Annotated in this window: 28 protein-coding genes and 1 pseudogene; 9 read left to right on the forward strand and 20 right to left on the reverse strand. The window is 38.6% G+C overall.

The features are described from left to right. Positions 1 to 51: 51 nt before the first annotated feature. Together GQR93_RS13425 and GQR93_RS13430 are read right to left on the reverse strand one after the other, a co-directional pair. A complete protein-coding gene (locus GQR93_RS13425; protein WP_003550536.1) occupies positions 52 to 1275 on the reverse strand; it encodes an ABC transporter permease in 1224 nt (407 codons plus the stop codon). Continuing rightward, the gene (locus GQR93_RS13430; RefSeq protein WP_003550538.1) at positions 1268 to 2164 is read right to left on the reverse strand and encodes an ABC transporter ATP-binding protein; all 897 of its coding nucleotides are present in this window, start codon (positions 2162 to 2164) and stop codon (positions 1268 to 1270) included. Before GQR93_RS13430 ends, GQR93_RS13425 begins: the two co-directional genes overlap by 8 nt. Positions 2165 to 2393: 229 nt before the next feature. Here GQR93_RS13430 and GQR93_RS13435 point away from each other — a divergent pair, with 229 nt between their 5' ends. Then, the gene (locus tag GQR93_RS13435) at positions 2394 to 2672 is read left to right on the forward strand and encodes an NUDIX domain-containing protein (RefSeq protein ID WP_233419639.1); all 279 of its coding nucleotides are present in this window, start codon (positions 2394 to 2396) and stop codon (positions 2670 to 2672) included. Positions 2673 to 2705: 33 nt separating this feature from the next. On the opposite strand, the gene GQR93_RS13440 is transcribed toward GQR93_RS13435, so the two are convergent. The 3 genes from GQR93_RS13440 to GQR93_RS13450 form a co-directional block, all read right to left on the reverse strand. Further along, a complete protein-coding gene (locus GQR93_RS13440) occupies positions 2706 to 3191 on the reverse strand; it encodes an isochorismatase family protein (RefSeq protein WP_003550540.1) in 486 nt (161 codons plus the stop codon). Positions 3192 to 3213: 22 nt separating this feature from the next. Continuing rightward, positions 3214 to 3465 (reverse strand): dihydroxyacetone kinase, encoded by a 252-nt coding sequence (locus GQR93_RS13445; RefSeq protein ID WP_035444142.1) that lies wholly within the window; start codon positions 3463 to 3465, stop codon positions 3214 to 3216. 137 nt (positions 3466 to 3602) lie between these two features. Continuing rightward, positions 3603 to 3968, reverse strand: a complete 366-nt coding sequence (locus tag GQR93_RS13450) for a winged helix-turn-helix transcriptional regulator (RefSeq protein WP_003550552.1) — start codon at positions 3966 to 3968, stop codon at positions 3603 to 3605. A gap of 176 nt (positions 3969 to 4144) precedes the next feature. On the opposite strand from GQR93_RS13450, the gene GQR93_RS13455 reads away from it, so the two are divergent. Next, on the forward strand, positions 4145 to 5167 hold the full coding sequence (locus GQR93_RS13455) for a zinc-binding alcohol dehydrogenase family protein (protein ID WP_003550555.1): 1023 nt from the start codon (positions 4145 to 4147) through the stop codon (positions 5165 to 5167). A gap of 52 nt (positions 5168 to 5219) precedes the next feature. Here GQR93_RS13455 and GQR93_RS13460 read toward each other — a convergent pair whose 3' ends face one another. The 4 genes from GQR93_RS13460 to GQR93_RS13475 all read right to left on the reverse strand — a co-directional run bounded on the left by GQR93_RS13460 (position 5220) and on the right by GQR93_RS13475 (position 8402). After that, on the reverse strand, positions 5220 to 5618 hold the full coding sequence (locus tag GQR93_RS13460) for a hypothetical protein (RefSeq protein WP_225442033.1): 399 nt from the start codon (positions 5616 to 5618) through the stop codon (positions 5220 to 5222). Between the two features lie 34 nt (positions 5619 to 5652). Beyond that, a complete protein-coding gene (locus GQR93_RS13465; protein WP_035444144.1) occupies positions 5653 to 5988 on the reverse strand; it encodes a hypothetical protein in 336 nt (111 codons plus the stop codon). 82 nt (positions 5989 to 6070) lie between these two features. Then, the gene (locus GQR93_RS13470; RefSeq protein ID WP_003550561.1) at positions 6071 to 7642 is read right to left on the reverse strand and encodes a hypothetical protein; all 1572 of its coding nucleotides are present in this window, start codon (positions 7640 to 7642) and stop codon (positions 6071 to 6073) included. Then, positions 7635 to 8402 carry an ABC transporter ATP-binding protein gene (locus GQR93_RS13475; protein ID WP_003550563.1) on the reverse strand — a complete coding sequence of 256 codons (768 nt, stop codon included), beginning with the start codon at positions 8400 to 8402 and terminating at the stop codon, positions 7635 to 7637. The genes GQR93_RS13470 and GQR93_RS13475 overlap by 8 nt, the downstream gene beginning before the upstream one ends. A 471-nt stretch (positions 8403 to 8873) precedes the next feature. On the opposite strand from GQR93_RS13475, the gene GQR93_RS13480 reads away from it, so the two are divergent. The 3 genes from GQR93_RS13480 (at position 8874) to GQR93_RS13490 (ending at position 11750) form a co-directional block, all read left to right on the forward strand. After that, positions 8874 to 9437: a helix-turn-helix domain-containing protein gene (locus GQR93_RS13480; RefSeq protein WP_003550576.1), complete on the forward strand. Its 564-nt coding sequence runs from the start codon at positions 8874 to 8876 to the stop codon at positions 9435 to 9437. A 201-nt stretch (positions 9438 to 9638) separates the two neighbouring features. Next, entirely contained in the window at positions 9639 to 10364 is a 726-nt protein-coding gene (locus GQR93_RS13485; protein WP_159298811.1) for an ABC transporter ATP-binding protein, read from the forward strand. Positions 10365 to 10370: 6 nt separating this feature from the next. Continuing rightward, positions 10371 to 11750 (forward strand): ABC transporter permease family protein, encoded by a 1380-nt coding sequence (locus GQR93_RS13490; RefSeq protein ID WP_003550580.1) that lies wholly within the window; start codon positions 10371 to 10373, stop codon positions 11748 to 11750. A 438-nt stretch (positions 11751 to 12188) separates the two neighbouring features. On the opposite strand, the gene GQR93_RS13500 is transcribed toward GQR93_RS13490, so the two are convergent. From GQR93_RS13500 to GQR93_RS15590, 3 genes are all read right to left on the reverse strand, one after another. Then, complete coding sequence (locus GQR93_RS13500) at positions 12189 to 13037, reverse strand: D-alanyl-D-alanine carboxypeptidase (protein WP_225430344.1); 849 nt, start codon at positions 13035 to 13037, stop codon at positions 12189 to 12191. 165 nt (positions 13038 to 13202) lie between these two features. Beyond that, on the reverse strand, positions 13203 to 13925 hold the full coding sequence (gene rpiA, locus GQR93_RS13505) for a ribose-5-phosphate isomerase RpiA (protein ID WP_003550585.1): 723 nt from the start codon (positions 13923 to 13925) through the stop codon (positions 13203 to 13205). Positions 13926 to 14294: 369 nt separating this feature from the next. Further along, positions 14295 to 14429, reverse strand: a complete 135-nt coding sequence (locus tag GQR93_RS15590; protein ID WP_003550588.1) for a hypothetical protein — start codon at positions 14427 to 14429, stop codon at positions 14295 to 14297. Positions 14430 to 14553: 124 nt separating this feature from the next. Between GQR93_RS15590 and GQR93_RS13515 the strand changes: the two are divergent. Then, a pseudogene (locus GQR93_RS13515) lies at positions 14554 to 14813 on the forward strand (S53 family peptidase); the annotation flags it as partial. 251 nt (positions 14814 to 15064) lie between these two features. Here the strand turns inward: GQR93_RS13515 and GQR93_RS13520 are convergent. The 5 genes from GQR93_RS13520 to GQR93_RS13540 all read right to left on the reverse strand — a co-directional run bounded on the left by GQR93_RS13520 (position 15065) and on the right by GQR93_RS13540 (position 17324). Then, the gene (locus tag GQR93_RS13520; protein WP_003550592.1) at positions 15065 to 15268 is read right to left on the reverse strand and encodes a hypothetical protein; all 204 of its coding nucleotides are present in this window, start codon (positions 15266 to 15268) and stop codon (positions 15065 to 15067) included. Between the two features lie 172 nt (positions 15269 to 15440). Then, positions 15441 to 15650 (reverse strand): helix-turn-helix domain-containing protein, encoded by a 210-nt coding sequence (locus GQR93_RS13525; protein WP_003550594.1) that lies wholly within the window; start codon positions 15648 to 15650, stop codon positions 15441 to 15443. Positions 15651 to 15702: 52 nt separating this feature from the next. Next, positions 15703 to 16155 carry a DUF2975 domain-containing protein gene (locus tag GQR93_RS13530; RefSeq protein ID WP_003550596.1) on the reverse strand — a complete coding sequence of 151 codons (453 nt, stop codon included), beginning with the start codon at positions 16153 to 16155 and terminating at the stop codon, positions 15703 to 15705. Between the two features lie 395 nt (positions 16156 to 16550). Beyond that, on the reverse strand, positions 16551 to 17081 hold the full coding sequence (locus GQR93_RS13535) for a DUF3278 domain-containing protein (RefSeq protein ID WP_003550599.1): 531 nt from the start codon (positions 17079 to 17081) through the stop codon (positions 16551 to 16553). A gap of 39 nt (positions 17082 to 17120) precedes the next feature. Then, on the reverse strand, positions 17121 to 17324 hold the full coding sequence (locus GQR93_RS13540) for a DUF6440 family protein (RefSeq protein WP_003550601.1): 204 nt from the start codon (positions 17322 to 17324) through the stop codon (positions 17121 to 17123). 345 nt (positions 17325 to 17669) lie between these two features. Here GQR93_RS13540 and GQR93_RS13545 point away from each other — a divergent pair, with 345 nt between their 5' ends. Continuing rightward, the gene (locus GQR93_RS13545) at positions 17670 to 18293 is read left to right on the forward strand and encodes a helix-turn-helix domain-containing protein (RefSeq protein WP_035444145.1); all 624 of its coding nucleotides are present in this window, start codon (positions 17670 to 17672) and stop codon (positions 18291 to 18293) included. A gap of 166 nt (positions 18294 to 18459) precedes the next feature. Here the strand turns inward: GQR93_RS13545 and GQR93_RS13550 are convergent, their stop codons facing one another. From GQR93_RS13550 to GQR93_RS13560, 3 genes are all read right to left on the reverse strand, one after another. After that, positions 18460 to 19113 carry an NAD(P)H-binding protein gene (locus GQR93_RS13550; protein WP_003550605.1) on the reverse strand — a complete coding sequence of 218 codons (654 nt, stop codon included), beginning with the start codon at positions 19111 to 19113 and terminating at the stop codon, positions 18460 to 18462. Between the two features lie 167 nt (positions 19114 to 19280). Next, positions 19281 to 21539, reverse strand: coding sequence for a glycoside hydrolase family 65 protein (locus GQR93_RS13555; protein ID WP_003550606.1), 2259 nt, complete (start codon positions 21537 to 21539; stop codon positions 19281 to 19283). Between the two features lie 20 nt (positions 21540 to 21559). Beyond that, positions 21560 to 22918 carry an SLC45 family MFS transporter gene (locus tag GQR93_RS13560; RefSeq protein ID WP_003550607.1) on the reverse strand — a complete coding sequence of 453 codons (1359 nt, stop codon included), beginning with the start codon at positions 22916 to 22918 and terminating at the stop codon, positions 21560 to 21562. A 450-nt stretch (positions 22919 to 23368) separates the two neighbouring features. Here GQR93_RS13560 and scrK point away from each other — a divergent pair, with 450 nt between their 5' ends. Further along, positions 23369 to 24244, forward strand: coding sequence for a fructokinase ScrK (gene scrK / locus GQR93_RS13565; protein WP_003550608.1), 876 nt, complete (start codon positions 23369 to 23371; stop codon positions 24242 to 24244). Positions 24245 to 24307: 63 nt separating this feature from the next. Further along, positions 24308 to 25309 (forward strand): zinc-dependent alcohol dehydrogenase family protein, encoded by a 1002-nt coding sequence (locus GQR93_RS13570; protein WP_003550609.1) that lies wholly within the window; start codon positions 24308 to 24310, stop codon positions 25307 to 25309. Position 25310 lies beyond the last annotated feature (1 nt).

Genomic DNA, 25310 nt, shown 5'->3' on the forward strand with positions numbered 1-25310 from the left:
TTAGTTGAGATAAATTTTAATAAAAACGTCATCTTAATGATTCAAATCCACCTAACTTTGATAGGAAAGACCGCGCTTAAGGCGTTTCCAGAAGCTAGAATCATCTGTCTGCAAAATTAACCCCTCATAAATTCGGCTGATATACCAAGCAAATAAAACAATTGTTAAAACGAGAACCAGAAGTGACAAACTGATTTCAAGTGCACCGGCTTCATTATTAATAATTCTCAACGGCATGAAATATGACGAGAAGAAAGGAACATAGGATAAAATCTTAACCACCAATCCCGTTGCGTTACTCTGAAATGGAAAAGTCAAAAAGAATGCCAACATTCCTAAATAAATCGCAGGTTGAGCTGCTTTGGGTGCGTCTTCCGGTTTGGCAACCAGTGCCCCGCTGAAGGCCGAAACAATTGTGTATATAATGACACCCAGGAATAAATAGACCAGATTGACGTTCAATAAGTTCCCAATAATCGGCTTAATTAATGACTGGTACTGATCAAATACCTTTCTAAAGGTTGAAATCCGCCTCAAAATTTCATAGAACACATACCCGCCAATAATGTAAACGAGGATCTGGGTTAAAATAACCATCATCACACCCGTAATTTTACCGATAAAGTATTTTGAAGCTTTCGTACTGGAAAAAATGATTTCCATGATCTTCGTACCCTTTTCAGAAGCAATTTCTTGAGCGGTAACGGACGAATAAGTAATCAGAACCATGTAAATAACAAAGACCAGAATCCAAAACGACGCTATTTTAACAATGTCGTTACTGCTTGAGCTTTGTTTAATGTGCTGCTTGAAAATCGGCTGTTGACTCAGCGACTTCATTTGGCCTGAACTCAGCTTTGCATTTTGGACATTTAAAGCCTGCTGATTCTTATTTAAAAAATTTTCAACGCTCAACTTCAATGAACTATCCATTGACTCTTTCGAATAATAGCGTGCGGAGACCTGCTGATTGGTCACAGACAATTGTAAATATCCCGCCAGCTTGTCATCAGCCACTTTTCTCTTGGCCGTATTCGTTGTTGTCACTTTCTGACTAATATCATCTTTATTGGTACTAATGAATTGTTTTCGCAGCGCCGGATTATTTGAAATAACAGCGATCTTATCCGTATTGGAACCGGAAGTCGCACTCATATAGCCAACACCAAGGGATACTGCCAACATTAAGAATGGTGAAACGACCAAAATCACAAAGCTCCATGATTTCACCTGCCGTAAATAGGTTTCCAATGCCACAATCCATGTTTTATTCATGAGTCGTCACCGCCTTCATTCTAAAGATTTCATCCAGAGTGGGTGGCTGTTGGCTAAATTCTTGAATATAATGACCACCGGTTAGCTTATCAAAAACTTCAGGCCCGGTGCTCGGATCATCCAACCTTAACAGGTATCGCTGATCACGAATATGGGTCACTTTAACGACATGGGGAAGCTGATCAAGCTGATCGGACGACCAATCAGTCGTGACATAAACTTCCGATTTGCCAAACGAATCCCTGACTTCACCAATCGTCCCGTTCAAAACCACGCTGCCGGTTTTCAACATGACCAAGCGATCACAAATGCTCTCAACGTTGGCCATATCATGGCTGGAAAAAATAATTGCCGCACCTTGATCGCGGGCTTCCAAAATTGCTTTCTTCAAGAGATCGGAATTAACCGGATCAAGACCGCTGAACGGCTCATCCAAAATAATCAATTTAGGATGATGAATTAACGTACAAATCAGCTGGACCTTTTGCTGATTTCCTTTTGACAGACTTTTGATCTTATCGGTTTTTTTCCCTTTTACCGCAAACTTATCCATCCAGTCATCAATTTGCGGCCGAATGACCTTTGCAGGTTTATCTTTCAACCGGGCCAAATAGATAATCTGCTGTTCAATCGTTAACTTCGGCATCAAGCTGCGTTCTTCCGGTAAATAACCGATATTATCAAAATCAGCTTCGGTAACCGGTTCTCCATCCCATGTAATTTTCCCACCATACTTCAGAAAATTCAGAATGCTGTGAAACGTTGTCGACTTACCTGCCCCGTTTTGACCAATAAGACCGGTTATCTGACCATCCGGAACCGTAAAGCTCACATCATTAAGCGCCTTAACCGTTCCAAATTGCTTTGTTATATTCTCAATATCGAGCATGTGATCACTTCCTTTAAATTAATCATATCATAATCATTAAATGAATAATAATTAGATATGCCTTATAAAAAAGCATTGTTATTCTGAAGTGTTCGTAATTTAACGAAAAAAAATAAACTATTGTTGTATGATCATAAAGATAAAGTGAGGCGATCGGACATGACGAAAAAAATACCATAGCGCATTCGGCGTATATGGCATCATTGAAGTAAATAGTAGTTTAGTTGTTATTAAAAAGAATGGCGGTCCATATATCAATCGATACGATCTACCGGGTGGCAGCTTGGAAGATGGTGAGGCACTTCAAAACGCTATTATCAGAGAGATCAAAGAAGCAACCGGATTAGTCCTAAAAGAGATCACCCAGCTGGGGATTAAAGCTTCAGATATCCCTGGACCTACCAAAAATGGCAATATAATCAGCACATTTGCGTTTTCTACCAGATTTTTTTCACGGCCGGTGTTCTCAAAGATCAAGTTTCTCAATTTGTTGGTCAAGATTCCCTAGGCGCTGTTGGCATGCCCTTGGACAGACTCACTCTTACCAATTCGTCACCTCAGCAAACGACCCATTCCAAATGCTTTCATGGTGCCGGCTTATTTGTTCGGCCGATAAACTACCATCAAATGTTGTGTGCAAATGATGAGTAATCGCCATCTTGAAGCCCAAATCATGACCCACACGAATTACCGTATCGATACAATATTCCGTCTGCAAACCGCAAACCTCAACAGAAGATAGTTTCCGATGATGAAGTAGATCTGCCAGTCCAGTTTCAAAAAAAGAATCCGAATGGTACTTAAGCATCACCCGATCAGAAGATTGGTGATGCAGTGCTTTGACCAATTGCCAATCGTCACTGCCATAAGGTAACTCTGAATCAACATTCTGAATAAAAATAACCGGTCGTTGGGTATGAAGATATGCATCTATTCGCTGATTGATTCTATCTATCAACTCATTAAAACCGACTGCTTCTTGAAGGCCGTTTTGAACATCAATGACAAGCAATACATCTTTCACCATAAAACAGTTCCTTTCTCCTCGATCAGCCCTTCAGTCCTCGAGCCTGGCGATCCATATCTTCAACCACAATATCAAAGATTTCACCCAATGAAGCACAGTACTCCAAGATTTCCCATGGTTTGTTAGTGTGAAAATGAATTTTAATCAGTGTGTCATCACCAACTGCAATTAAGCTGTCACCCTCGAAATGGCCTTTAATATAAGCATCGATTGCGTCTTCATCCAGATCATGACCATCGATTAGACATTGGACGTCATATTTATATTCAATCATTATTTCTCCCTCCATAGTTGCATTAAAAACTATTTTCAAGTTGTTATTTAATACATTATAGCTGTATTAGCCTAAATAGCGTACGATAAACGTTACAAAAAAAGAAATCGACTGTTCAGCCGACTCCTTTCATGCATCTACGATTCTGATATCTGTGTATTCTTGACTTCACTACTTTTTAGTTGATTATACATCATTCCCCATTGCTCCATCGCTGAAACAACCGGCTTCAATGTCCGTCCAAATTCGGTTAACGAATACGTCGTTTTAACGGGAACCGTTGGATAAACCTCCTTTGAAACCACACCATCTGCCAATAATTCCTTTAACTGTAAAGCAAGCATTCTTCTGGAACAAGTAGACATTAATTTTTGTAAATCACTAAAGCGTTTCGTACCATCCAGTAAATGATAAACAATCACGCTCTTCCATTTTCCGGCAATAATCTGCAGGGTACTTTCAACGGGGCAACCTTCTTGGCAATCATAAATCTTTCTCTTCAATTTAATTCCTCCCTGAACGATTAGATATCGTCACTTTCATGTTAATTCCCGAGAGTAATCGTTTCAATCAGAAACGCTTACTCTGGAAAAATTTGTAACATAGTCCAAAAAAATTCACCTCTTGTTTCGATTCTGAATCGTTCTACACTAAAACTAACAAGAGAGGAGTCATTTATATGAAAGCTATTGGATTCACCAAACCTTTACCAATCTCGGATCCAAAAAGTCTGGAAACGTTCGAATTAGACAGACCATCACCTAAGGGGCGTGATTTATTAGTTCAGATTATATCAACTTCGGTTAATCCGGTCGATGTACAGGTACGGGGCAATGGTCATCACACTTTGAAAAAGCCAAAAGTGATTGGCTGGGACGCCTATGGTCAAGTCGTTGAGGTTGGCAGCGATGTATCAATTTTCAACATTGGTGATAAGGTATTCTACGCCGGGTCATTTATTCGATCAGGATCAGATAGCGAGTACCAATTGGTTGATGAGCGACTTGTCGGCCATGCGCCAAAGAAACTCACAGCAGCCCAAATCGGCGGCATGCCGTTAACAAGCCTGACTGCGTGGGAAGTACTCTTTGAGCGCTTGCAAATCAATCCTGATCAACCAGAGAAGAATGCTGATAAAACAATTTTAATTATCAACGGTTCCGGCGGTGTCGGCTCAATTGCAACCCAACTCGCACATATGGCAGGACTCAGAGTCATTGCGAGTGCATCTCGTCCTGAAACAATTAACTGGGTTAAAAAGAACGGTGCAGATAAGACCGTCAATCATCGCCTTAATTTAGTTTCCGAAGTTCGCAAACTTGGTTTTCATTATGTGGACTATATTTTAAATTTAAATGATCTTGATGGTCACTGGGGTGAAATTGCTGAGCTTATCAAACCTGGCGGCAAAGTTGGCGCAATTACCGAAAATAAACACGGTATTGATTTACAAAAACTAACAAAAAAGTGTGCATCGTTTCACTGGGAATGGATGTATTCGAAATCCTACTATCACACCGACGATATGGTGACACAACACCAGATTCTTGATCGGGTTGCAACACTGTTGGATAACGGTGTGATCCATTCAACGGTCACCAAAACGTTAACCCCCATTAATGTTGATAACTTAAAACGGGCTCACCAAGAAGTCGAGACAAACCATATGATCGGCAAAATTGCGATTTCTAACGAATCGTAACAAAAAACGCTTTTCCGGCAGAATCGCTAACCGGAAAGACGCTTTTTTGATTCTAGTATCGATATACTTTTGGAATAACCACATGGCGCTTGGTCTTAAACGGTAAATATGCCATCTGCCTATCTAGTAGAATTGACCGATAATAATGTCCATTTACCAGAACTCTCGCAGGATGGTAAAGGCCAAAGCAGCCATCTTTAACCCGTTTATCGAAGAACGAATATTGATAATGGTCCTCTAACTTGATTCTCTGCATGATCAGGTTCTTACCGAAAACTTTGTGTTCCCCCTGCTGAACTGAATTTGCTGTTATTTTCATATTTTCAAACTGATGATGATCTTGATCGTAGAGATGCCAAGAACCGATAAATGATGATGGCATTGTATGTGATTGAACAACTTTGGGACCAGCTTGGGCATTGGCCTGTACTCCAAACGCGACTGTTAGCATCGTTATCCCAGCTATCAACAGTAATTGTTTTTTATTAAAAATGCTTTTCACTTCCAAAAATTTCTTTCTGATCGGTCTTCACTTTATGGTCAAAATAACGTTGCGCCCATTGTCCATAGCCAACACTGCACACTGCCAATAAAACAATGTATAAAACCAGCTTCGCTACCGAAACAAATAAGAGTGGCACGCCAAAAAGCAATATGAAAAAAGCAAAGAAAGTCCAGCCAAAAAGTCTTTTAACGCCATTCTGCCGATGCCAGCCTGACTTATCTTTAAATAACCAGTAGAGCACGAGCCCCATAATACCAAACCGCCAATTGACTTGCCAAAACAGACGCCTTGTATAATCTTTTGTAGAACTTCTCAATAAAATCTCCTTTCAATTATCTATAAAATAGTCAACTTTACGTAAATTGATTAATTGATTAATAAAAGATTATTCGAACCTTTTATAACGTCAAATCCGCCCTTTTCCAATAATCCATGTAATGCCAAACCACGTAAGTTGTTGCAATGATAACAATCATCATTGCACTCACGTTGATAATGACTGGTGGAAATGCGTTAAGCATCGCTGCATAGAGTCCGACCACCATCGCGCCAACAATCATGGTTCCCAGAATAACAAATCCAATCAGCATATTACCACCACCCCGATTAAACAGCTGAGTCGCATTTGTCCACGTTAGGTCAAGCAGTCGCCAGTCACGAGTGTAGTTGTACATACTGCTTAAAATATTGCCGAGGACAACCCCCAAGCAAAGCGTCAGCACATTGAGCCACAGCAATTTTGCAAAAAAACCAAACCCAATGGCCAAACAAATCAAAACCAAGGATTGAACAATGACAATCAATTTGAATTTCAACCAAAGATAGCCTTTGAAATCAATTGGCAATGACTTAATGAACGCCAAGTTTTGTCGATCCAGTGAAATCATCACACTTGAAAGAGAACCCTGATTAACCGTAATAATAGCTACCATAATCCCAGCCACAAACATCACACCAGCGTATTTAGCGGTAAGGTTCGCCAATGAAAAACCATTTTGAACAAACATGGCAATGCTGTAAATCACTACCGGGAATATTGTGATCGATATGGACTGGGTTAACAACGTTGGATTTCCAAGCAAGCCAAGATTATAACGGATAAATTGGCGTGCCATCCCCTGACCTTGTCGATGTTTGCGTTTTACGGTTCTCGCTTGCACATTTGCACCGCTCATAACCTTTGGCAGTAACCACTTCTGTAATAGGACACCCATGACAAATACTGATATCAAAAGAACGGCAATCGTTACAAGGCTGACCAGACTAGTCGGATCAACGACGATCTGATGTAATTGCGCAAACCCCGGAATAGCCTTAAGACTTGTGGAATTATCGTTGTTTGCCATATTCATCACAAATACTGCAACAGCCATTGCAACCATTGTGATACCCGTCATCAGGAATGTCATTAATTTTTGATGATGTCGATAAATCCCCGTTTGAGCAAAACTAAAAATTGCGATTGAACAAAATAGAAATAAAAATATGTAGTAGAGAATAAATAATAATGTCCCGACTGTAAATCCGATGCCAATGAATCGTCCCGTTTGAATGCCTGTAATCACAAACATCATCCACACAGGCAATGCAGTTGGCAAAATGGTTAAACCGACTACCGAAAATTTGGCAGCAAAAACTGCCCATTGACTCAATGGTAGCGGCAAATAGTCCTTTAGGTCCTTACTTTCAAAAAAGACGTTATCAATCGTCGTCACACTTTGAGATAACCCAATAATCGTAAACAAACCGACAATATTGGTAAATTCGCCAATATCCTTGACCAAATTTGTTGTGAGCAGTAATGCCCCATATATAAACGCGAACAGTGCGCCCAAGAGAAGATATTGATAAATGAGTGATCGATACAGTGCCGCACCCGTCTTGCCGTTTTCACGCTGCTTTCGAGTTTGTTGAGGATTAACATACAAAATATTGATTTTAATCAGTTGCATTAATTGCCGATTAATCATGTTTGTCTTCCCCCTCAAGTTGATTGATCATTTCATTGTCACCTTGACGCCCGGCCATCTTTAAGTAGATCGTTTCAAGAGTCGCGTTTGGCATAGTACTTAGAAGCTGATTAACAGAGCCATTATAAATTAACTGCCCATGACGTAAAATTGCCAATTCATCGCATAATTCTTGCGCAGTTGCCAACACATGGGTTGAAAATACAACGGTTTTTCCCTTTGCAGCATGAGAACGCATTAACGTTTTTAAATCATAGATTGCTTGGGGATCCAATCCCGTCATTGGTTCATCCAACACCCAAATATCAGGATCGGGTAAGAGTGCACCAATCACAATCGTCTTTTGTCGCATGCCATGTGAGAAATCACCAATCGCTTCATCTGCGTGTGAATCCATATCAAATAACCGAGCCAGTTCGGTTTGACGCTGTTCCCGGGTATCCTTGGGAATCTCATAGGCAGAAGCGATTAAATCCCAGTAATCATTAGCAGTTAGTTCGAGAAACATATCCGGAGAGTCAGGCACATACCCGATCTTTTTCTTAATAGATAAACGATGTTCGGCCAAATTATAGCCGTCCACGCTAATTGTCCCCGACGTTGGTTCAATAATACTGACCAGACTTTTTAATGCTGTTGATTTACCAGCACCGTTATGACCTAGAAAGCCAAAAATCTTACCGCTTGGAATGGTCAAAGAAAGATCTTTTAATGCTTCAGTTGAAGGATACACTTTTCTTAGATGGTTAAATTCAATCATGTTATACACGCCCCTATCCCGAGATTTGTTTCATTATACACCGGACGCCTATCGTAACAAATCGCAAACTGAAACACAACCGCGATAAACATTGATAAATCAAGATTGCCATCATTCAAAGCATCCATTCACGCCGCTAATCAAGTATTAGGTTATACCGATTTTGTGAAATAAATATGAATTTTTTATGGATAAATAATGAATTTAAAATGGTTAAGTGGGTGAAACCATTCTTTAGGTCAACAAGCTTATACACGAAATAATGCAAACCGATAACCTTGGTTTGCATTATTTGACATGTGCCATCACGTTAGGAACCATTAGAATCACAAAAAATTGAAGTTTGCAATTTCCATAAAGCTCTTAAAAATTGATTTTTTAAGCTTTAGAGACCCCTATCAAATAAATTGTTAGTTTTTTGGTCATATCTATGTTTAAGTAGAATTGAACAAACGTAAAGGGGTGACTTAAATGCACGATGCAGAAACAATCGGAAAACGTATCAAAAAAATTCGTATTAAAAATCAGTTAACCCAAAATCAACTTGCCGAAAAGTTATTTGTCACACAACAAACTGTTGCGCGCTGGGAAAACGATAAACACCAGCCCCCGATCACAGCGGTCCAGGATCTGGCAAAATTATTCGACGTTGATGTTTCATATTTTTTCGGGGAGGATCTGATTATCGTGAGAAAATTCAATTTCTTTGCATTATTGGGAAGTCTCGTATTTAATTTCTTGTTCTTTTGGATCGTCGCGCTGGTTGTCATTACTTTATTCATTACCATTTGGGGAACGACTGCAGGCAGTCTACTATCTCCCATTATTATCTTATTCCAAGCCTATCAAGGAATTCGTGCCTTCACATGGATCAGATTTGCATCAACCATTTTAATGGCCGTGGTTGCCCTTATTTTAATACCGTTATTATGGATGATCACCAAATACCTCTGGAAGATCTTACGTGCCTACTACCGATATAATATCAGTTCAATTATCTATGAAGTAACGCCTCAGCCACATCATAAAGGTTAAGACACTGATCGTTTGTCATTACGCAAAGGAAGGTGACTAATAATGAGTCAACAAGTTATCAACGTTCAAAATATCAGCAAAAGTGTTCCTATTGGTAATTAAGATGCAATTCCATGATTATAAATTTATGACACCATTTTTATTAAAATTATTTTCAATTTACAAATTAACTGGCAAAGGAATTTGTAGGAGGCACTAAAGATGCAAAATAATAAAGTAATAGTTGGTAACAATATTTCTAAGACCTTTAAAAAAGGAAAAAATATTACTACAGTTTTAAAAAAGGTCAATTTAACTGCAAATCGAGGAGAATTTCTAAGCATTGTTGGACCCTCAGGTTCCGGTAAGAGTACTTTACTACAGTGTATTTCAGGAATGCTTAAACCAACTTCAGGAGAAATTGAACTGCTGGGCAACAAAATATATAACCTGTCCAACACTAAAATGGCAAAGTTACGAAGAACTACAATTGGTTACATATTTCAAAATTATAACCTTGTTCCTTATTTGTCAGCTTTTGAAAATATTGTTTTGCCCTTAAGACTTTCAGGAATAAAGTGGAATGCAACCAAAATCAATAACTTGCTCAAAGAAATGCGTTTTACCGCCAGTCCTAATAGTAAAGTTGAAGATTTATCTGGTGGTGAACAGCAAAAGATAGCGATTGCCCGTTCGTTTATTAAAAATGATGAGATTATTTTTGCTGATGAGCCAACTGGTGCACTTGATACTCTCTCAAGGAGATTCATTTTCGATACTTTGAAGAAGATGGCAGGAACTGGAAAATGTGTCATTATGGTTACTCATGATATCGAAATGGCTTCTCAAACAGATCGATCTTTAGTACTTATAGATGGTATGGTCAGCTCAAATATTGTTAAACCAACTGAGGATTCCTTACTTAATGCATTTAAAAGTTTGGAGTGAAAATAAATGATAAAAGTAATTGTGGCGCAGTTCAAAAATTCGTATAAACAGTGGGGCGGAGTGCTCGCCCTCCTAAGCATTAGTGCTGTAATGATTGGATTTTGTTTTAATGGTTCAGTCTCTGTATTTTCACTAAGTAAGCAAACATTTCTGAATGCACATAACCCACTCCCAATCTTCATACTGCCATTAGTTTTTGGAGGAATAACACTAATTATAATCTCAAGTGGGGTTATAAAGTTAGCCATTGTATCTTTGCAGAAAGAATATGTTCTTTGGTCATTATTAGGAACTTCTCCATTACAATTAACCTTATTGATTGGCGGGCAATTATTTTTAATAGGAAGCGTTTCTGGGATAATTGGTTATATTTTATCACTACCACTTGGTAATTTTCTTTACTCGATACTACAAAAAATTGTCGGAAAATCATGGCTTCCTAGCATCCCAATGAATCCATCTCTAATTGCAATTTTTATTACGATTTTGTTAACTGCCATGCTTGCTTTTGTTTGTGGATTCATACATGCAAATTCTATATTTAAAGAAGTAGGAATCCTTCGGGGTAAGGAAAAGCATAGTCATGATATCGGTTTCATAGTAAAGGTATTAATAATTGTAGGGTGCTTATTTTTGCTATTTAAAAATTACACAGCACTGAGCTTTGCTTCTAAAGGTATTCAAGCGATAATAGCAAAAGGCCAAGTTTTACACGCGGCCAGTTTCTACGTTGCTAACCTGTTATCAATCGCTTTGTTATTAATGATTCTTTTTGGATTAACGGCCAAGGAAATTCTACCATTCTTAATACATGCTTTATTTATTACGCCTTTCGGTCATAAAGTAACCGGTCCAAAAATTGCTGGACGGATGCTTATATACCAAAAACATTATCTAGGTTCGTTGATAGTACCCTTTATTATTACGTCAATTCTATTGACTGATACCCTTTTTATGACGCTTGGCATACCAGGAAACAATGGCGCTCAAAATTCTAGTGGAACACTGGTTACGTTTATTGTATATGTAGCCGCTCCCTTAATCATAGTTCTTGCTAACATTTTTTCTATGATGCTAATGGTTACAAATAAAGAACAGCAAATAAATCATCAGTTGCGTATTTTAGGCACAAACACGACTCAACTTGTTGCAACTGTCTTTTATAAAGCCTTTATTTGCGGAATAGTTACAGTTATTTGGGGAGCCCTATTTAATAGCATACTTTATCTAGCTTTGTATAAGATCAGTTTACTAGTCCGATCACCTGCTAAGCTAAATATATGGTCAATCCTTTATTTCCCCGTTGCTAGTTCTATCTTATCCTTTTCATTTATTTTAATGATAGGTTGTTATTCAATTACCAAGAGTCATCATTTAAGAGAATAGAAATAATGCAATTGTCTTATCAATGTACAGAGGTGTCGGTACCGTTATTTCTGCTCGTTCAAAAGATTGGTTTCAATCTCCATCATCCCATGAACGTTTCACTCAGTACGATCACTTATTGGCCGACAATCTCATTTTTGATTATTTTGATTTTTATCATAACAGTCGATGTCGCCCGGATAATCAAAGTACAGTCATCGAACAATATGTCTTAACTCCAATATTGTATTAAAAAAACAACCCGTCGTGTCATGACCTTTTCGCATCTATCCGGGGCGGTAGAAATCGAGGCACCACAATTGACTGGTAACGATATTCTGTTTGGGATTGAGCAAGGCCCATCTGGTCATAAAACCCATTATATTTACAGCGTTAAAAAATCTATTTTTTAGATAAAAAAGCCCTTCCTGAGTAAGGAAGGGATACATATTATTTACTTTATTTGGGAATTCCCAATTGAATTGAGCACGCTCCATAATCTCGCATGTCCCGAAAGTCTGGTAAGGTAACTGGATATCGGTACTGATTAGCTAAGTTAAAGCCCCTTTGGTCATCATAAGAGTCCGCATAGCCGACAATGTCTAAGCCAATGTCGTAATTAGACATGCTATTTCTCTTGTCTTGATCGTACCCCAGCTCTGTAAGCCTTTGGTCAATCAGTTTAACGGCTTTAGAGGGTGCCATACGTTCATAGTAAGTATAATTTCCCTCGCTATTAAACGAATTCAAATCTATAGCTTTAGTACTTGTAAATTCGTTCAATAAATAAGTTTTTTGGGGTAAAGAAACATACAAACTTTTAGACAAATTTAGATTAATTTTGGAATTTGGAAATAGCTTAGCAACCAGTCGAGTTAACTTTAGCGCTTTATTGCTATTTAGGTCGTTAAGGTAGGCTTGTTGGCTATTAAAGAGAACCGGCAACTTAATAATGCTTTTTTTGAAATAACCGTACCAGGCAATCCCTTTAACTTTTTTGTTGTATGCCGAATATAACTTGTAATACACTTCGTTTTTACCTTTAACGGGCTTCACGAATGCCTTGGAAACCAACCAGACAGTGTTAGGATAGTTTTTTAAATTATGAATTCGTTTAGTTTGGGTATTATTCCAAATATAAGCTTTCTGGCTTTTAGTACTTGAATAATACGGAATTGGTCCCGTAAATTTGGAGCCATCGAAAGAATAGTTGCTTGGAATGGTGTTGGCAGATACTGAGCCAACACTTAATAGTCCGAGGAAAATAGCCCCCAACAGTAACAGAAACGACAAACTCTTTTTTAGCATATTAAATACCTCCACTACATGCATTATAACAAAAATCCTATTAAACTGATCTTTTAATCTTCAAGACTGGTTTAATAGGATTTTTATGATTGAACGGTCAAGAACCTCAGTTATATGGCTCTTCTACCCGACCAATTTTAATATGAATAACCAAAACGTGACATTTTATTTATAGGATGGATCAGCTTTAGGATTAATCAGGATCTGAGGGGCTCCTTCTTTGCCCACAACAACCTCATTAACCGCATTTAAAAACAAACCGTGTTCAACCACGCCAACCGTGTTAATTAAGGTATCGGCCAGTTTATCGGGGTTGTTAATTTCATGCAGGTGGAGATCCAAAATGATGTTATTTGAGTCCGTTTTAAAGACCTTACCGTCCTTATCAGTCCTGACAACCGGATTGAATCCGGCATCGGAAAACTTTTTCAAAACATGATGACTACCGAAAGGTTCTACGTCAACAGCTAGTGGAAATGCGCCGATTCGGTCAACAACTTTGGATTTGTCTACGATCCAAATAAGCTTTTTAGAATTGGCAGCCACAATCTTTTCCCAAAGCAGGTTTCCACCACCGCCTTTAATACCGTTGAAATCACTATCAACCTGGTCGGCACCATCAATGGTTAAATCAATTGCGTCAATCGAATCCAAATCAACAATTTTTATTCCCAGTGATTCAGCCTGCTTCGCTGTTGAAATTGACGTGGAAACGCCCGTAAATTTCAGGCCTTTTTCCTGAACCCGTCGTCCCAACTCATCGACCAGCATTGTAACCGTTGAGCCACTTCCAAGACCAACAATCATACCGTCTTTAACATAATCTGCAGCTTTAACCGCCGCAGCTTTTTTTAACTTGTTCTGAAGCTCTGAATTGATCGTACTCATGAATCTCCCATCTCCTTAATTGTAAAGCCAACCTGGCGTTTTCTATTCCCAAACTCCATCAATGTCAAAACACCTTTATAGCAAAACGATACTGATAATTTTTATAAAAGGGCGAAAAAATTTCTACTTAGATTGCTAAGCAGAAGTTGACCTCATTTTAACTGATTGGTCTCACAATACAAGAAATAAAATTTGTCCGGTTTTACAAGTCTTTTTAAAAAGCTGTTTTCGGATTTTTGTCTTGCCATTTTCAGTACATATAGCAGATCAACTTTATACCATTGATTTTATCCCAAATTTAGATGGTAAAACAAAAACACCGCTGTTATAAGCGATGCTTTCATTAAACCATTCATTTACAGTCTCAACCTATTTTGGATTTGTGGCAGTCAATGATAGATTACTCCAGAACTCGTTGGTTCCTTCTGTTGTGACACTATATCCCTTAACCGGTGTCCAGGATAAGTTGAATTCTTCTGGTGCATAAGCAGCTTGATCATTCATATACTGTTGCCACTTTTTAAACTGCTGAGCCCGATATTTTGCATTCCAGGTTTTTTTTATTCAAACTATTGAGCAACTGGGTATTCTTCTTAGTCGCAAAATGTACCAAAAATAAAAACATGGAAACGGTGGTACCAGTATCGTTGCGCCTCAATATGCCGCCGTTGCAGCTGTTATAAATAGTGCGCCCAATCATTCAAAAATGGGATTTTGAAATCCACAAATTTATCAATTGGCCAAAAAAACAATTCACCATTTACCCCACTAAACAGTACAATTGACAATTCCAATCTTTACTACACCGGACAGCCTGGTACTGTTTATAATCAAGCAACCGGCTTGGGTACAACTGATTTTCCAAAACTTTTTGCCGTTTATCAATAAACAACTTACATTCAAATAGTTCATGTAAAAGCGCTTATTCAATTAGTATTCAAAAAATACTGATATTAAATAAGGGCTTTCATGCTATATGGTCTTCTTTTTGATAGCGTATCAGAAAGCAAAACGCTTAATCACCTTTCATTAAAGAAGGTTCGGTGTTGAGCATCCATGGGTTATTCTGTCTGATTTATAATCTTCTAAATCATCAAGTCAATTTATTAAATAAATTGGCTACCTCTAATGAATTATTATCACTTACTATCTCCAGGCACTTTTTTTAACAAAGCGCTTAATATAAGAACGATACCAATAATCAAACCACCTAAATCTAGAAAGAACCCAAAACTAACATTACCTTGTGGTACAATCCCTTTTACATCCGTAATCACAAAAAACAGTCCAAGCCAGAAGTCAATCGTTTTATAAAATTTATGATTTAAACGCCATTTATCCATACCTTAAATACCTCCATAATCAGCCAGTCTAAGCATCACATACGACCACCATGAATTTTACGCTCTTCCAAAAGCTATCTAAATCTTTATACCAATCCCATTTATTTATAGATATACAGTAGAAAAATGATAATTACTTTTAAGAAGTGATTGTTTTTGAAAAAAGTGCTATTCAAAAATCACTTAAATTTGTGGAAGATTCACTTCCTTCGTCAACGTATTCCAAGATATCCCCTGGCTGACATTTTAGTGCTTTACAAATTTTTTCCAACGTACTAAAACGAATCGCCTTTGCTTTGCCGGTTTTTAAAATCGAAATATTGGTTGGCGTAATGCCAACCATTTTGGCTAATTCACCGGTAGAAATGTTTCTCTGTGCCATGACGACGTTTAGGGTAATTTTAATCAAGAATTATTCACATCCTTTGAATTCTTTAAACGGTTAAGTCACTTTCCCTTTTCATTTGTTCGGCTAATTTAAATAAAATATAAATAACACCAATGATAATAAGCGTAATCAGATCGTCCGGTATATTACTCCAAGTCGCATTAAAAGCGCCATTATTTACACGACCCAAATAACTTGTAGAAAGTTGGTTTGCTCCGGCAAGGAAGGGATCGCAAGCTAAAGTGTAAATTTGTGACACAATAAAGAGTCGTACTAACTTAACATTTTCAGCCGTAAAGTATTTTTTCTGTCCAAGGTTACTGATGATCTTAATTAATGCTCTTAATTCATATAAAATACTGATTGTTGCTAGAATCACGCCAATGGACATTAAGATGGCGTATATATATTCAGGAAACTGATTAATCAACGCCTGACTAATATGAGAATGATTAGGGACCAACAAGAAATCATCACTTTTTAAAATATCAGAAGCCATATTACCTTGAAAAGCTTGAAAGAAGTAATAGATTGGTGCTAAAAAGTAAAAAAGGACAAGAACAAATGTCAGCTGGGCAAAAAAGAAATAACAGTTAATCCACGACTTAAAATTTTGGGCATATGAAGCATCTCCTTTATGTATTTTGATTATAAATCATCGATAAACGATAATTAATGGTTATTTTTCGAAAATTGTTTATTGTTTCTCGTTCTTTACTAATAAAGTAAAAATAAAAAGCACATGTTAACGCATGGCTTTGTACTAATTATTAATGATCACCAAACACAGACTCGTAAAACCAATCAATACCATCCCCAAAGCAGTAATCACTTTTTTGCCTGAATGATCCAGCAATCTTTCCATAAAAATCTTCCCGATCACTAAACAACATTCTAAATTCTTTTCTTCGAGTTAATTCTTTTAAACATATACATCCCAAATCCAAAGATTACACCACCTAAAATAGCCCTCCAGTAACCATGGAAAGACTGAAGGCCCTGGGTAAAACTAATGCCATCAAAGAACCAATCTAATCCCCTGTTAACAAACCACATATATATACAAAACCAAATTCCTGCTCTAGCAGAACGCCATCTAATCCCTTTTAGAATCTGAGTATAATTTCCAGAGGAAACCTCTTTATCGTATAAGTGTAGCCTATTCATAGCCGGGAAAATATATCCTATAATGAGCAACAATATAAATAAAATGTTCACGAATATAAAATCAACTAAAACTTCTGATTGGCGAGTCACCGTAAGGAAAGCAACAACCACATTAGACGTCAATATGTAACCAAACAAAATCAGAAATGCATTATTTCCAATCCTATTAATTTGCTTCCGCTGATAATCATTTAGCGGTGAATCCATACCGTAGAAACGCCTGATAATTTTTTGCCATAAACTTTCTTTTTGCTTCATAATTCCGCTCCTTGAAATAATTAATACTTATTCTGTCATTTATTCAGCGAGTAAAGGTTTGCCATCTTTATCAACAAGTACCGTAACTCCGACACCGCCTCCGATCCCTCGTTGAGACACAATTAAATATTGAACTTTAGTTTTATGATCAACGAGTACGTCAACATTTTGGCTAGTATCAATTATTTCATTTATTTTTGTGTCAAACCTATCAGCATTTACATCTACTTCTTTTTTAAACATTATAATTCCTCATTCCTTCACAAATCTTTAATTGCCATGCTTATGTTCTCCGCCATAAAACGAAATCAGCCATGACTGTTTAGAGAACTACGTGCATTACTATCCATCACACTTTTCGCAGTGCTAATCTATTTGTGGCGTTGATAATAAAAATTACCAAATGATCGCCAATATACGTATTAAAACAACAATAAAAGCTTGCCTCCTTCCACTTGACGAATTCAGATTACACAGTAATCACAAACAATACAATGGATCACGTGTCTACAATACCCAGACACGCAATTTGACATTGGTCTCATAATTGTTACATAATGTAAAAAGCCTATTATGGAAGGTGTTCCAATGAGTATTTCAGAAAAAATAAAACAATGTCGAAAGCAAAAAAACTTAACCCAAAAAGACCTCGCCGACGAACTTCACCTATCCAGAAAGACAATTTCCGGATGGGAAAACGGCCGAGGCTATCCCGATATAAAAAGCATCACCCAATTAAGTGATATCTTTGGAATATCAGTAGATGATCTTTTACGGGATGATAATCTATTGGAACACTATGCTGATCAAGACAAACGAAGCTTGCTAGCAAATAAAATAGCTCAAATTACATATTATTTAATCCTGGCTCTCACAATTGTAAGTTATGGTACTATTTTTAATTTATGGTACATCAATAACACCATAATTTTGCTGATCCTAGTAGTACTCATCAGCATTTTGTTCTCTAAATACTCTAATTGGGAGTCTTTTAAAAAACATAAAAAGCTACTAAGGTCGGTTCTTTCTAGCATATTTTTTCTTTTCTTAAATACCATTATCATTCCATCAAACATAAGTTTCTTTAAATTAATCAAAGTACCGGATCACGCGGAAAAGCTAGGAATCATTACTGGCATGTTTCTCGTAACCATTATACTTTCAATCTGCCTGACAATAATCTTGTTTCTTCATCCCCAAAACAAGAAATGACAAAAACAAGGGCTTCAAAAAGTTTACCGTACTAACTTTTTGAAGCCCTTAATCTAGAAACACTAATTTTATAGTCTTACTGGTAAACTCGAAAACCAAGAACCGCACACTTTTAGTGTAATTCTTGGTTTTTAAGTTTCAGTGACCTACTTATTTGTTTATTTGTTTATTTATTAACCACCGTAAACCGCTCATTCCGATGTGTAGGATTAACAATTTCATCAACGATGGCCTTTCCAACCGTTCCGGATGTTACCTCGGACTTACCCGCATCATTTCTTAAAAGATCATTGTGTCCAAGCTCATAATCGGCAAGGCCTCCTGGCACAAAGTTTGAGCTTGGTGAAATAGCTACCCAATTAACATCTTTAACGTTGGACAAAAATTCATATTCCTTGGACTGTGCCCGCGGTGTCGCAATAAACTGCTCTTTGTTGGGCAGCCCTTCAAGACGCTCAATCAACCGGTGACCACTGCCAATGTAAAGACTGGCTGCACCAAGAATAAAGAATAGCCGCGGCTTATCCTGCCCCTTGACAAGATCTACCAAATGCTCCGCTAATTCAATGTGTTGTTGAGCCTTGCTGGGATCATGACCAGGTGAAAAGGCATCAACAACCACATCTAAGTCAGCGATATCAGGCTTTTGAATATCAAATACATCAATGACACTATAAGTTGCTTGATCGCCAAACATGTCTCTGGCCTTGCTCTCATTTCGAACAAATGCTTTAACATTCAGCCCCTGCTTAAGTGCCTCTTTTGTAATTGCACTGCCGGCCATACCGGTGGCGCCAATTACACCAATCGAAAGTGCCATAAAAATCCCTCCAATTTATCAGATCATGTCAAAATTGACCAGAAGAATAACTTTATTAATCACTACTAGTATCTGATATTCAGATAACCAGGTCAATTGATTCGACTAGTTGTTATACATCAAAAAAAGAGAATCAAGATAGTCTCTATCCCAATTCCCCTTAAAAATTATTTAGTTAACTTCAATGCCTTGCCGGCCACATCAATCGTAATCGGGTCTCCCTCAATCAGTTTAAATTGAGCACCTTTTTGATCAACGTTAACCTCAATCAAACGGCCGCGGAAGACCTGTCTGAATGAATAACGATGCCACTTCTTAGGTAAAAATGGTGCATAGTGCAACTGACCGTCACGAACCCGCATCCCGGCAAATCCTTGAACAACGGCGATCCAACCACCGGTCATAGCCGTTACGTGCAGGCCGTCATCGGTATCGTTGTTATAATTGTCCAAATCCAATCGAGCCGTCCGTTCATATAATTCAACGGCTTTATCTTCATAATGCAAATCCGCAGCAAGTACGGAATGAATTGCGGCAGATAAGCTGGATTCATGAACGGTTAATGGTTCATAGAAATCATAGTTGGCTTTTTTCTGCTCTGGTGTGTAATCATCAATAAAGTCCCAAATTCCCTGAAGGACATCACCTTGCTTGATATATGGTGAACGGAGGATCTTATCCCATGACCAGTGCTGGTTGATCGGCAATTGATCGGCAGGAATAGCCGAAACCGGTTGAATATCTTTATCAAGAAAGCCATCATGTTGCACAAAGATATTCAATTTTTTGTCATAAGGCAGATACATTCTGTCCACAATATCCTGCCAGTGTTTCTTTTCCTCATCGGTCACCGCTAATTTTTCGGCTTGTTCCGGCGAAACCTTTTTTAAGATTTCCAACGTATATTTCAGTGTCCATTGAGCCAAAATGTTGGTATACCAATTATTATCAACGTTATTTTCATACTCATCCGGTCCGGTGACACCATGAATCATGTATTGCTGTTTTCGTTGGCTGAAGTGAACCCGATCAGCCCAGAATTTAGAAATTTCGGTCAATACCTTGGATCCCTCATTCAACACGTAAGACTCGTCACCGGTATAACGTGTGTAATTGTAAATCGCAAAGGCAATGTCGCCATTTCGATGAATTTCTTCAAAGGTAATTTCCCACTCATTATGACATTCAATACCATCGAAGGTCACCATTGGGAATAAGGCACCTTTAAGTCCCTGTTGTTTGGCATTATGGTAGGCACCATCCAGTTGTTTATAGCGATACATCAACAGATTTCGTGTCACTTTTGGATCCGTAATCCCAAGGTAAACCGGAACTGCAAAAGCTTCCGTATCCCAATATGTGGCACCACCGTACTTCTCGCCGGTAAATCCCTTTGGTCCGATATTTAAACGGGCATCTTCACCATAATAGGTTGAGAACAGTTCAAACATATTAAACCGGATACCCTGCTGTGCGGCAGTATCACCGTCAATTTCGATATCAGATTTATTCCAACGTTCTTCCCAAATTTTGGCATGGGCATCAAATAAATCTTCATATGTTTTTTCGGCAACCCGATCACTCAATTGATGCATGGCAGCAATCAGGTCATCGTTTGTTTGATAGTCCCGTGAAGTCGTTACAATAACGCGTTTTTCCAACTTGGCACTTTGGTCCGGTGCCAGTTCACCCGTAAATTCGTTAACAACTTCCTTATCGTTGGGTTGTGCCACGGAAACCGTCTTTAAATCGGAAACATGACGCATTTCCATTGCAGATGTGAATTGTGGTGTCCCAAACGGATTTGGTGTGGTTTGTGCAATCACATTTCCGGAATCCGGTTTCTGTTCGGTAGAAACCACGTTCCAGAATCGCTCGTCATAGTTTGCGTCTTCGTTCTTAACATCGGCATCAATCGCAGAATCCACCGTAACAGTTGCTTTTGTTGTGCCAACATTCTTTAACGTCAGCCTTTGAACGGATAATTCCTGTTGTGCCACACTTAGAAAACGCTCGAACGTAACGGCAACTTTAGCATCACCTTTTGTAACTGTGAACGAACGTGTCAGAATAGAATGCTGCATGTCCAGATCTAATTTAAAATCGCTAAATTGGTCTTTTGCCAAATCAATTTTGTCACCATTGATTTTAACATTCATCTTAATGAAATTAACTGCGTTGACAACTTTTCCAAAATAGTCCGGATAACCGTTCTTCCACCAGCCGACCCGGGTTTTGTCAGGATACCAGACACCACCCAAGTACAAGCCGGCCAAACTATCGCCGCTATAGTCCTCTTCAAAGAATCCCCGCATCCCCATATAACCGTTTCCAAGACTGGTCATTGACTCTTGAAGGCGTTTATTATCGGGATTAAACTCATTCGTTACAATGTGCCAAGGTTGAACGTCAAAAATTCTCTTCATTTGTATGAATCCTTTCTTAATTAAGCTTTATAAGTTTCTTTAATTAAACCGACTGATAATGCCCCAATTGCCATAACTACTCCGGCAAATAAGAACATGTTTTCCTGTGCGTTTCCAAGTAACGGGAATAATCCAAAGCTGGCAAGTGAAGCAACAATCTGTGGTAAACAAATTGAACCGTTAAACAAGCCAAGATAAGTGCCCATGTGTTCACCGGACAACGCGTTGGTAATCATAGTTAATGGATAAGTGTTCATTGCTGCCCAAGCCATTCCAACCAAGACAAACGAAACGATTAATGCGGATTGCGAATGGATAAAGAAGACGGACAAGAAACCGACGGCACCCAGACCAAGACTGAGTGCATAACCCAATTTATGATGATTATTGGGTACTTTGGCCAAAACATATGACCAAACAACGGCAGCAATTGACTGAACGGCAGCCAGAACACCATACCAGTTACCAGCAGCCTGATAGCCGGTTGATGCAGCGTTGGTTGTGTTCCAAACGTTGTGGGCAATCGCACCGGCCGCGTAAGTCCATAAGTACTGGAAAGCAACCCAGCAGAAGAATTGAACCAGTGTCACGGTCCAAAAAACCTTTGGTGCTTTCTTCAAAAGTGCAAACCAGTTACCACCGGTTGTGTTGGCTTCTTCAGAAATACCATGATACTTGGCATAGGTTTTAGGATCATACTCGTGAACCTTAAAAATCGTTAGTAAACTCGTCAATAACAGGATAACCGCACCAACATAGAATGAAATGACAACTGATTGTGGCACAACACCCTTTTTAGCGGTATTGGCAATACCGAATGCGGTAAACAGGAATGGGAAAATTGCGGCGATAACCGCACCACCATTTGATAAGAAGCTTTGAATACCATATGCGTAACTCTTCTGATCATCATTTACCATATCACCCACCATCATCTTAAATGGCTGCATGGCAATGTTTGACGAAACATCTAAAAGAGCAACTGTAACGGCCCCGAATAATAAGGCAGTAATTGACGCATATCCGAATCCAAAACTACCGGAATTAGGGAGCAGACACATCACAATAATCGCGATTAACGTGCCTAAGGCCAAATATGGCAAGCGACGTCCACCCAATCTCGGTGCCCAGGTTCTGTCTGAATAATACCCGATAATTGGCTGAACAATTAACCCGGCCAGTGGCGGTAAAATGAAAAACCAGCCAAGTTTATTTGGATCCGCACCAATTGTTTGAAAAATTCGGCTCATTTGAGAGCTTTGCAGCGTAAAGGCCATCTGAACGCCCAAGAAACCAAAATTGATCATCCAAATGGTACTGGCAGGAAGTTTGGGTAACCCAGACTTCTTAGTTGCAGCTTCTGCACTTCGTTCCTCCATGATTTGTTCCTCCAAGTCTTAATCTTAAAAATCAATAATTGCTTTAACGATGATATTATGACATCGTTTTCGACTTAATGCAACCGGTTGCACACTTATTTTTAATGATAATAACGTTTTCATGCTGTTATTAAGCGAATGGTAGCGATTAATAAAGATTGTGAAAGATTTTTTCATACCGCTTTCAAAATTCGAGTGAATGGCGAAGTAAAAACACTAAAATAATCATATACGGCGTGTATTACCCGCTTAGAAAAAAATTTACAAAAAAAGTTTTACCCATTTTTTTCACCTATTTTTCCAGTTTGGTCTAGACCCAAAAGGTTTTAATGAAAATAAGTCTCGATCAAGTTGAGCCTATTTTCATTTACATCTTAAAAAATTGTGTTATATTGAATCATGATTCACAAGGGAATCATTTGAGGATTAAATTAAAGGTGGTGACAATTAATGTTACTTGGAAGTATTGAAGCTGGTGGTACTAAATTTGTTTGTGCCGTTGGAAATGAAGATTACCGAATTATCGACAGTGTGCACATCAAAACAACAACACCAGAGGAGACCTTACAAAAAACCGTCGACTACTTTAAACAGTTTAAAGACTTACAAGCAATCGCAGTTTCATCGTTCGGCCCCATTGAACTTCGTAAAAATTCACCAAAGTATGGTTACATTACCAACACACCTAAACCGGGATGGGCCAATACCGATTTTGTTGGCCGGTTAAAGGAAGATTTCGATCTCCCGATTTCCTGGACAACTGATGTTAACGGTTCTGCATATGGCGAGTACGTCATGGCAACACTTTTTAACGAAAAGATTGAGTCATTGGTTTACTTTACGATTGGAACTGGTGTTGGTGCCGGTGAAATTGTTAACGGCCATTTCATTGGTGACATTGGTCATCCTGAAGTTGGTCACGTTCGCTTGAAACGTCATCCAGACGACATGGACTTCAAGGGGATTTGTCCATATCACGGGGATTGTCTAGAAGGTTTGGTCAGTGGGCCGACTTTCGAAGCACGGACCGGTAAAAAGGGACAGGATATTCCACTTACCGATCACGTCTGGGACATCATGGCTTTCTACGTTGCTCAAGCTGCTATTCAAGAAACACTGTTATTCCGGCCAGCTAAAATTGTATTTGGTGGCGGTGTTGTCAGTGAACCCTTCCTGAAGAAAGTCCGGGCACAGTTCAAAGACCTATTGAATGACTACGTTGATGTTGGCGATTTAGACAAATATATCGTCATGCCATTGGTTAAAAACAACGGTTCCGCAACTGTTGGCGACTTCGCTTTAGCAGTTGAAGAATTGAACAAATAATTTTTTTACTGGAAAACACAAACGTTTGTGTTAACGCTTTATATTTAAAGGAGATTATATTTCATGAAAGCACTTGTATTTACTGATGTTAAAAAAATGGAAATCGAAGATATTGATACCCCAAAGGTAAAACCTAACGAAGTTCGTATCAATACCGCATACGCAGGTATCTGTGGAACCGACCATGCTTTGTACAACGGCCTTCCAGGATCTGCCGATGCCGTTCCTCCAATTGTTTTCGGTCACGAAAACTCAGGAATTGTCGCTGAAGTTGGTGCCGATGTCACCAATGTTAAAGTTGGCGACCGAGTAACTGTTGACCCTAACATTTACTGTGGTCAATGCTTCTACTGCCATACCGACCGTCCCGAACTCTGTGAGAACCTATCAGCCGTTGGTGTTACCCGAAATGGTGGTTTGGAGAAGTCATTCACTGCTCCAGCAACTGTTGTTTACCCAATTCCTGATGATGTTTCGTTAAAAGCTGCCGCTACGGTTGAACCAATTTCATGTGCCGTTCATGGTATCAAATTACTTCACCTCACACCTTATCAACGTGCCTTGGTTATTGGTGACGGCTTCATGGGTCAATTATTTGCTCAAATTCTTCAAGCATATGGTGTTCACCAAGTTGACCTTGCCGGAATCGTTGACGAAAAGTTAAAGCGTAACAAAGAACAATTCGGTGTTAAGAACACTTATAACACAACTCGTGATGCCATTCCTGCAAACTACGACGTTGTTATTGAAGCCGTTGGTTTACCACAAACTCAGGAACAAGCCGTTGAAGCAACCCGTAAAGGTGCCCAAGTATTGATGTTCGGTGTTGGTAAGCCTGACGCTCACTTTGAAATGAACACTTACGAAGTTTACCAAAAACAATTAACTATCCAAGGATCATTCATCAACCCTAACTCATTTGAAGACTCAATTGCGTTACTTCAAAGCGGTAAGTTGGATGTTGAATCATTAATCACCGATGAATTATCTCTTGACCAAGTCGAAGGCGTTCTTCAAGGTAAGACTAAAGTTGCCTCAAAAGCTGTCGTTAAAGTAGGTGACTAGT

The sequence above is a fragment of the Lentilactobacillus hilgardii genome (assembly GCF_009832765.1).
GTDB lineage: Bacteria > Bacillota > Bacilli > Lactobacillales > Lactobacillaceae > Lentilactobacillus > Lentilactobacillus hilgardii.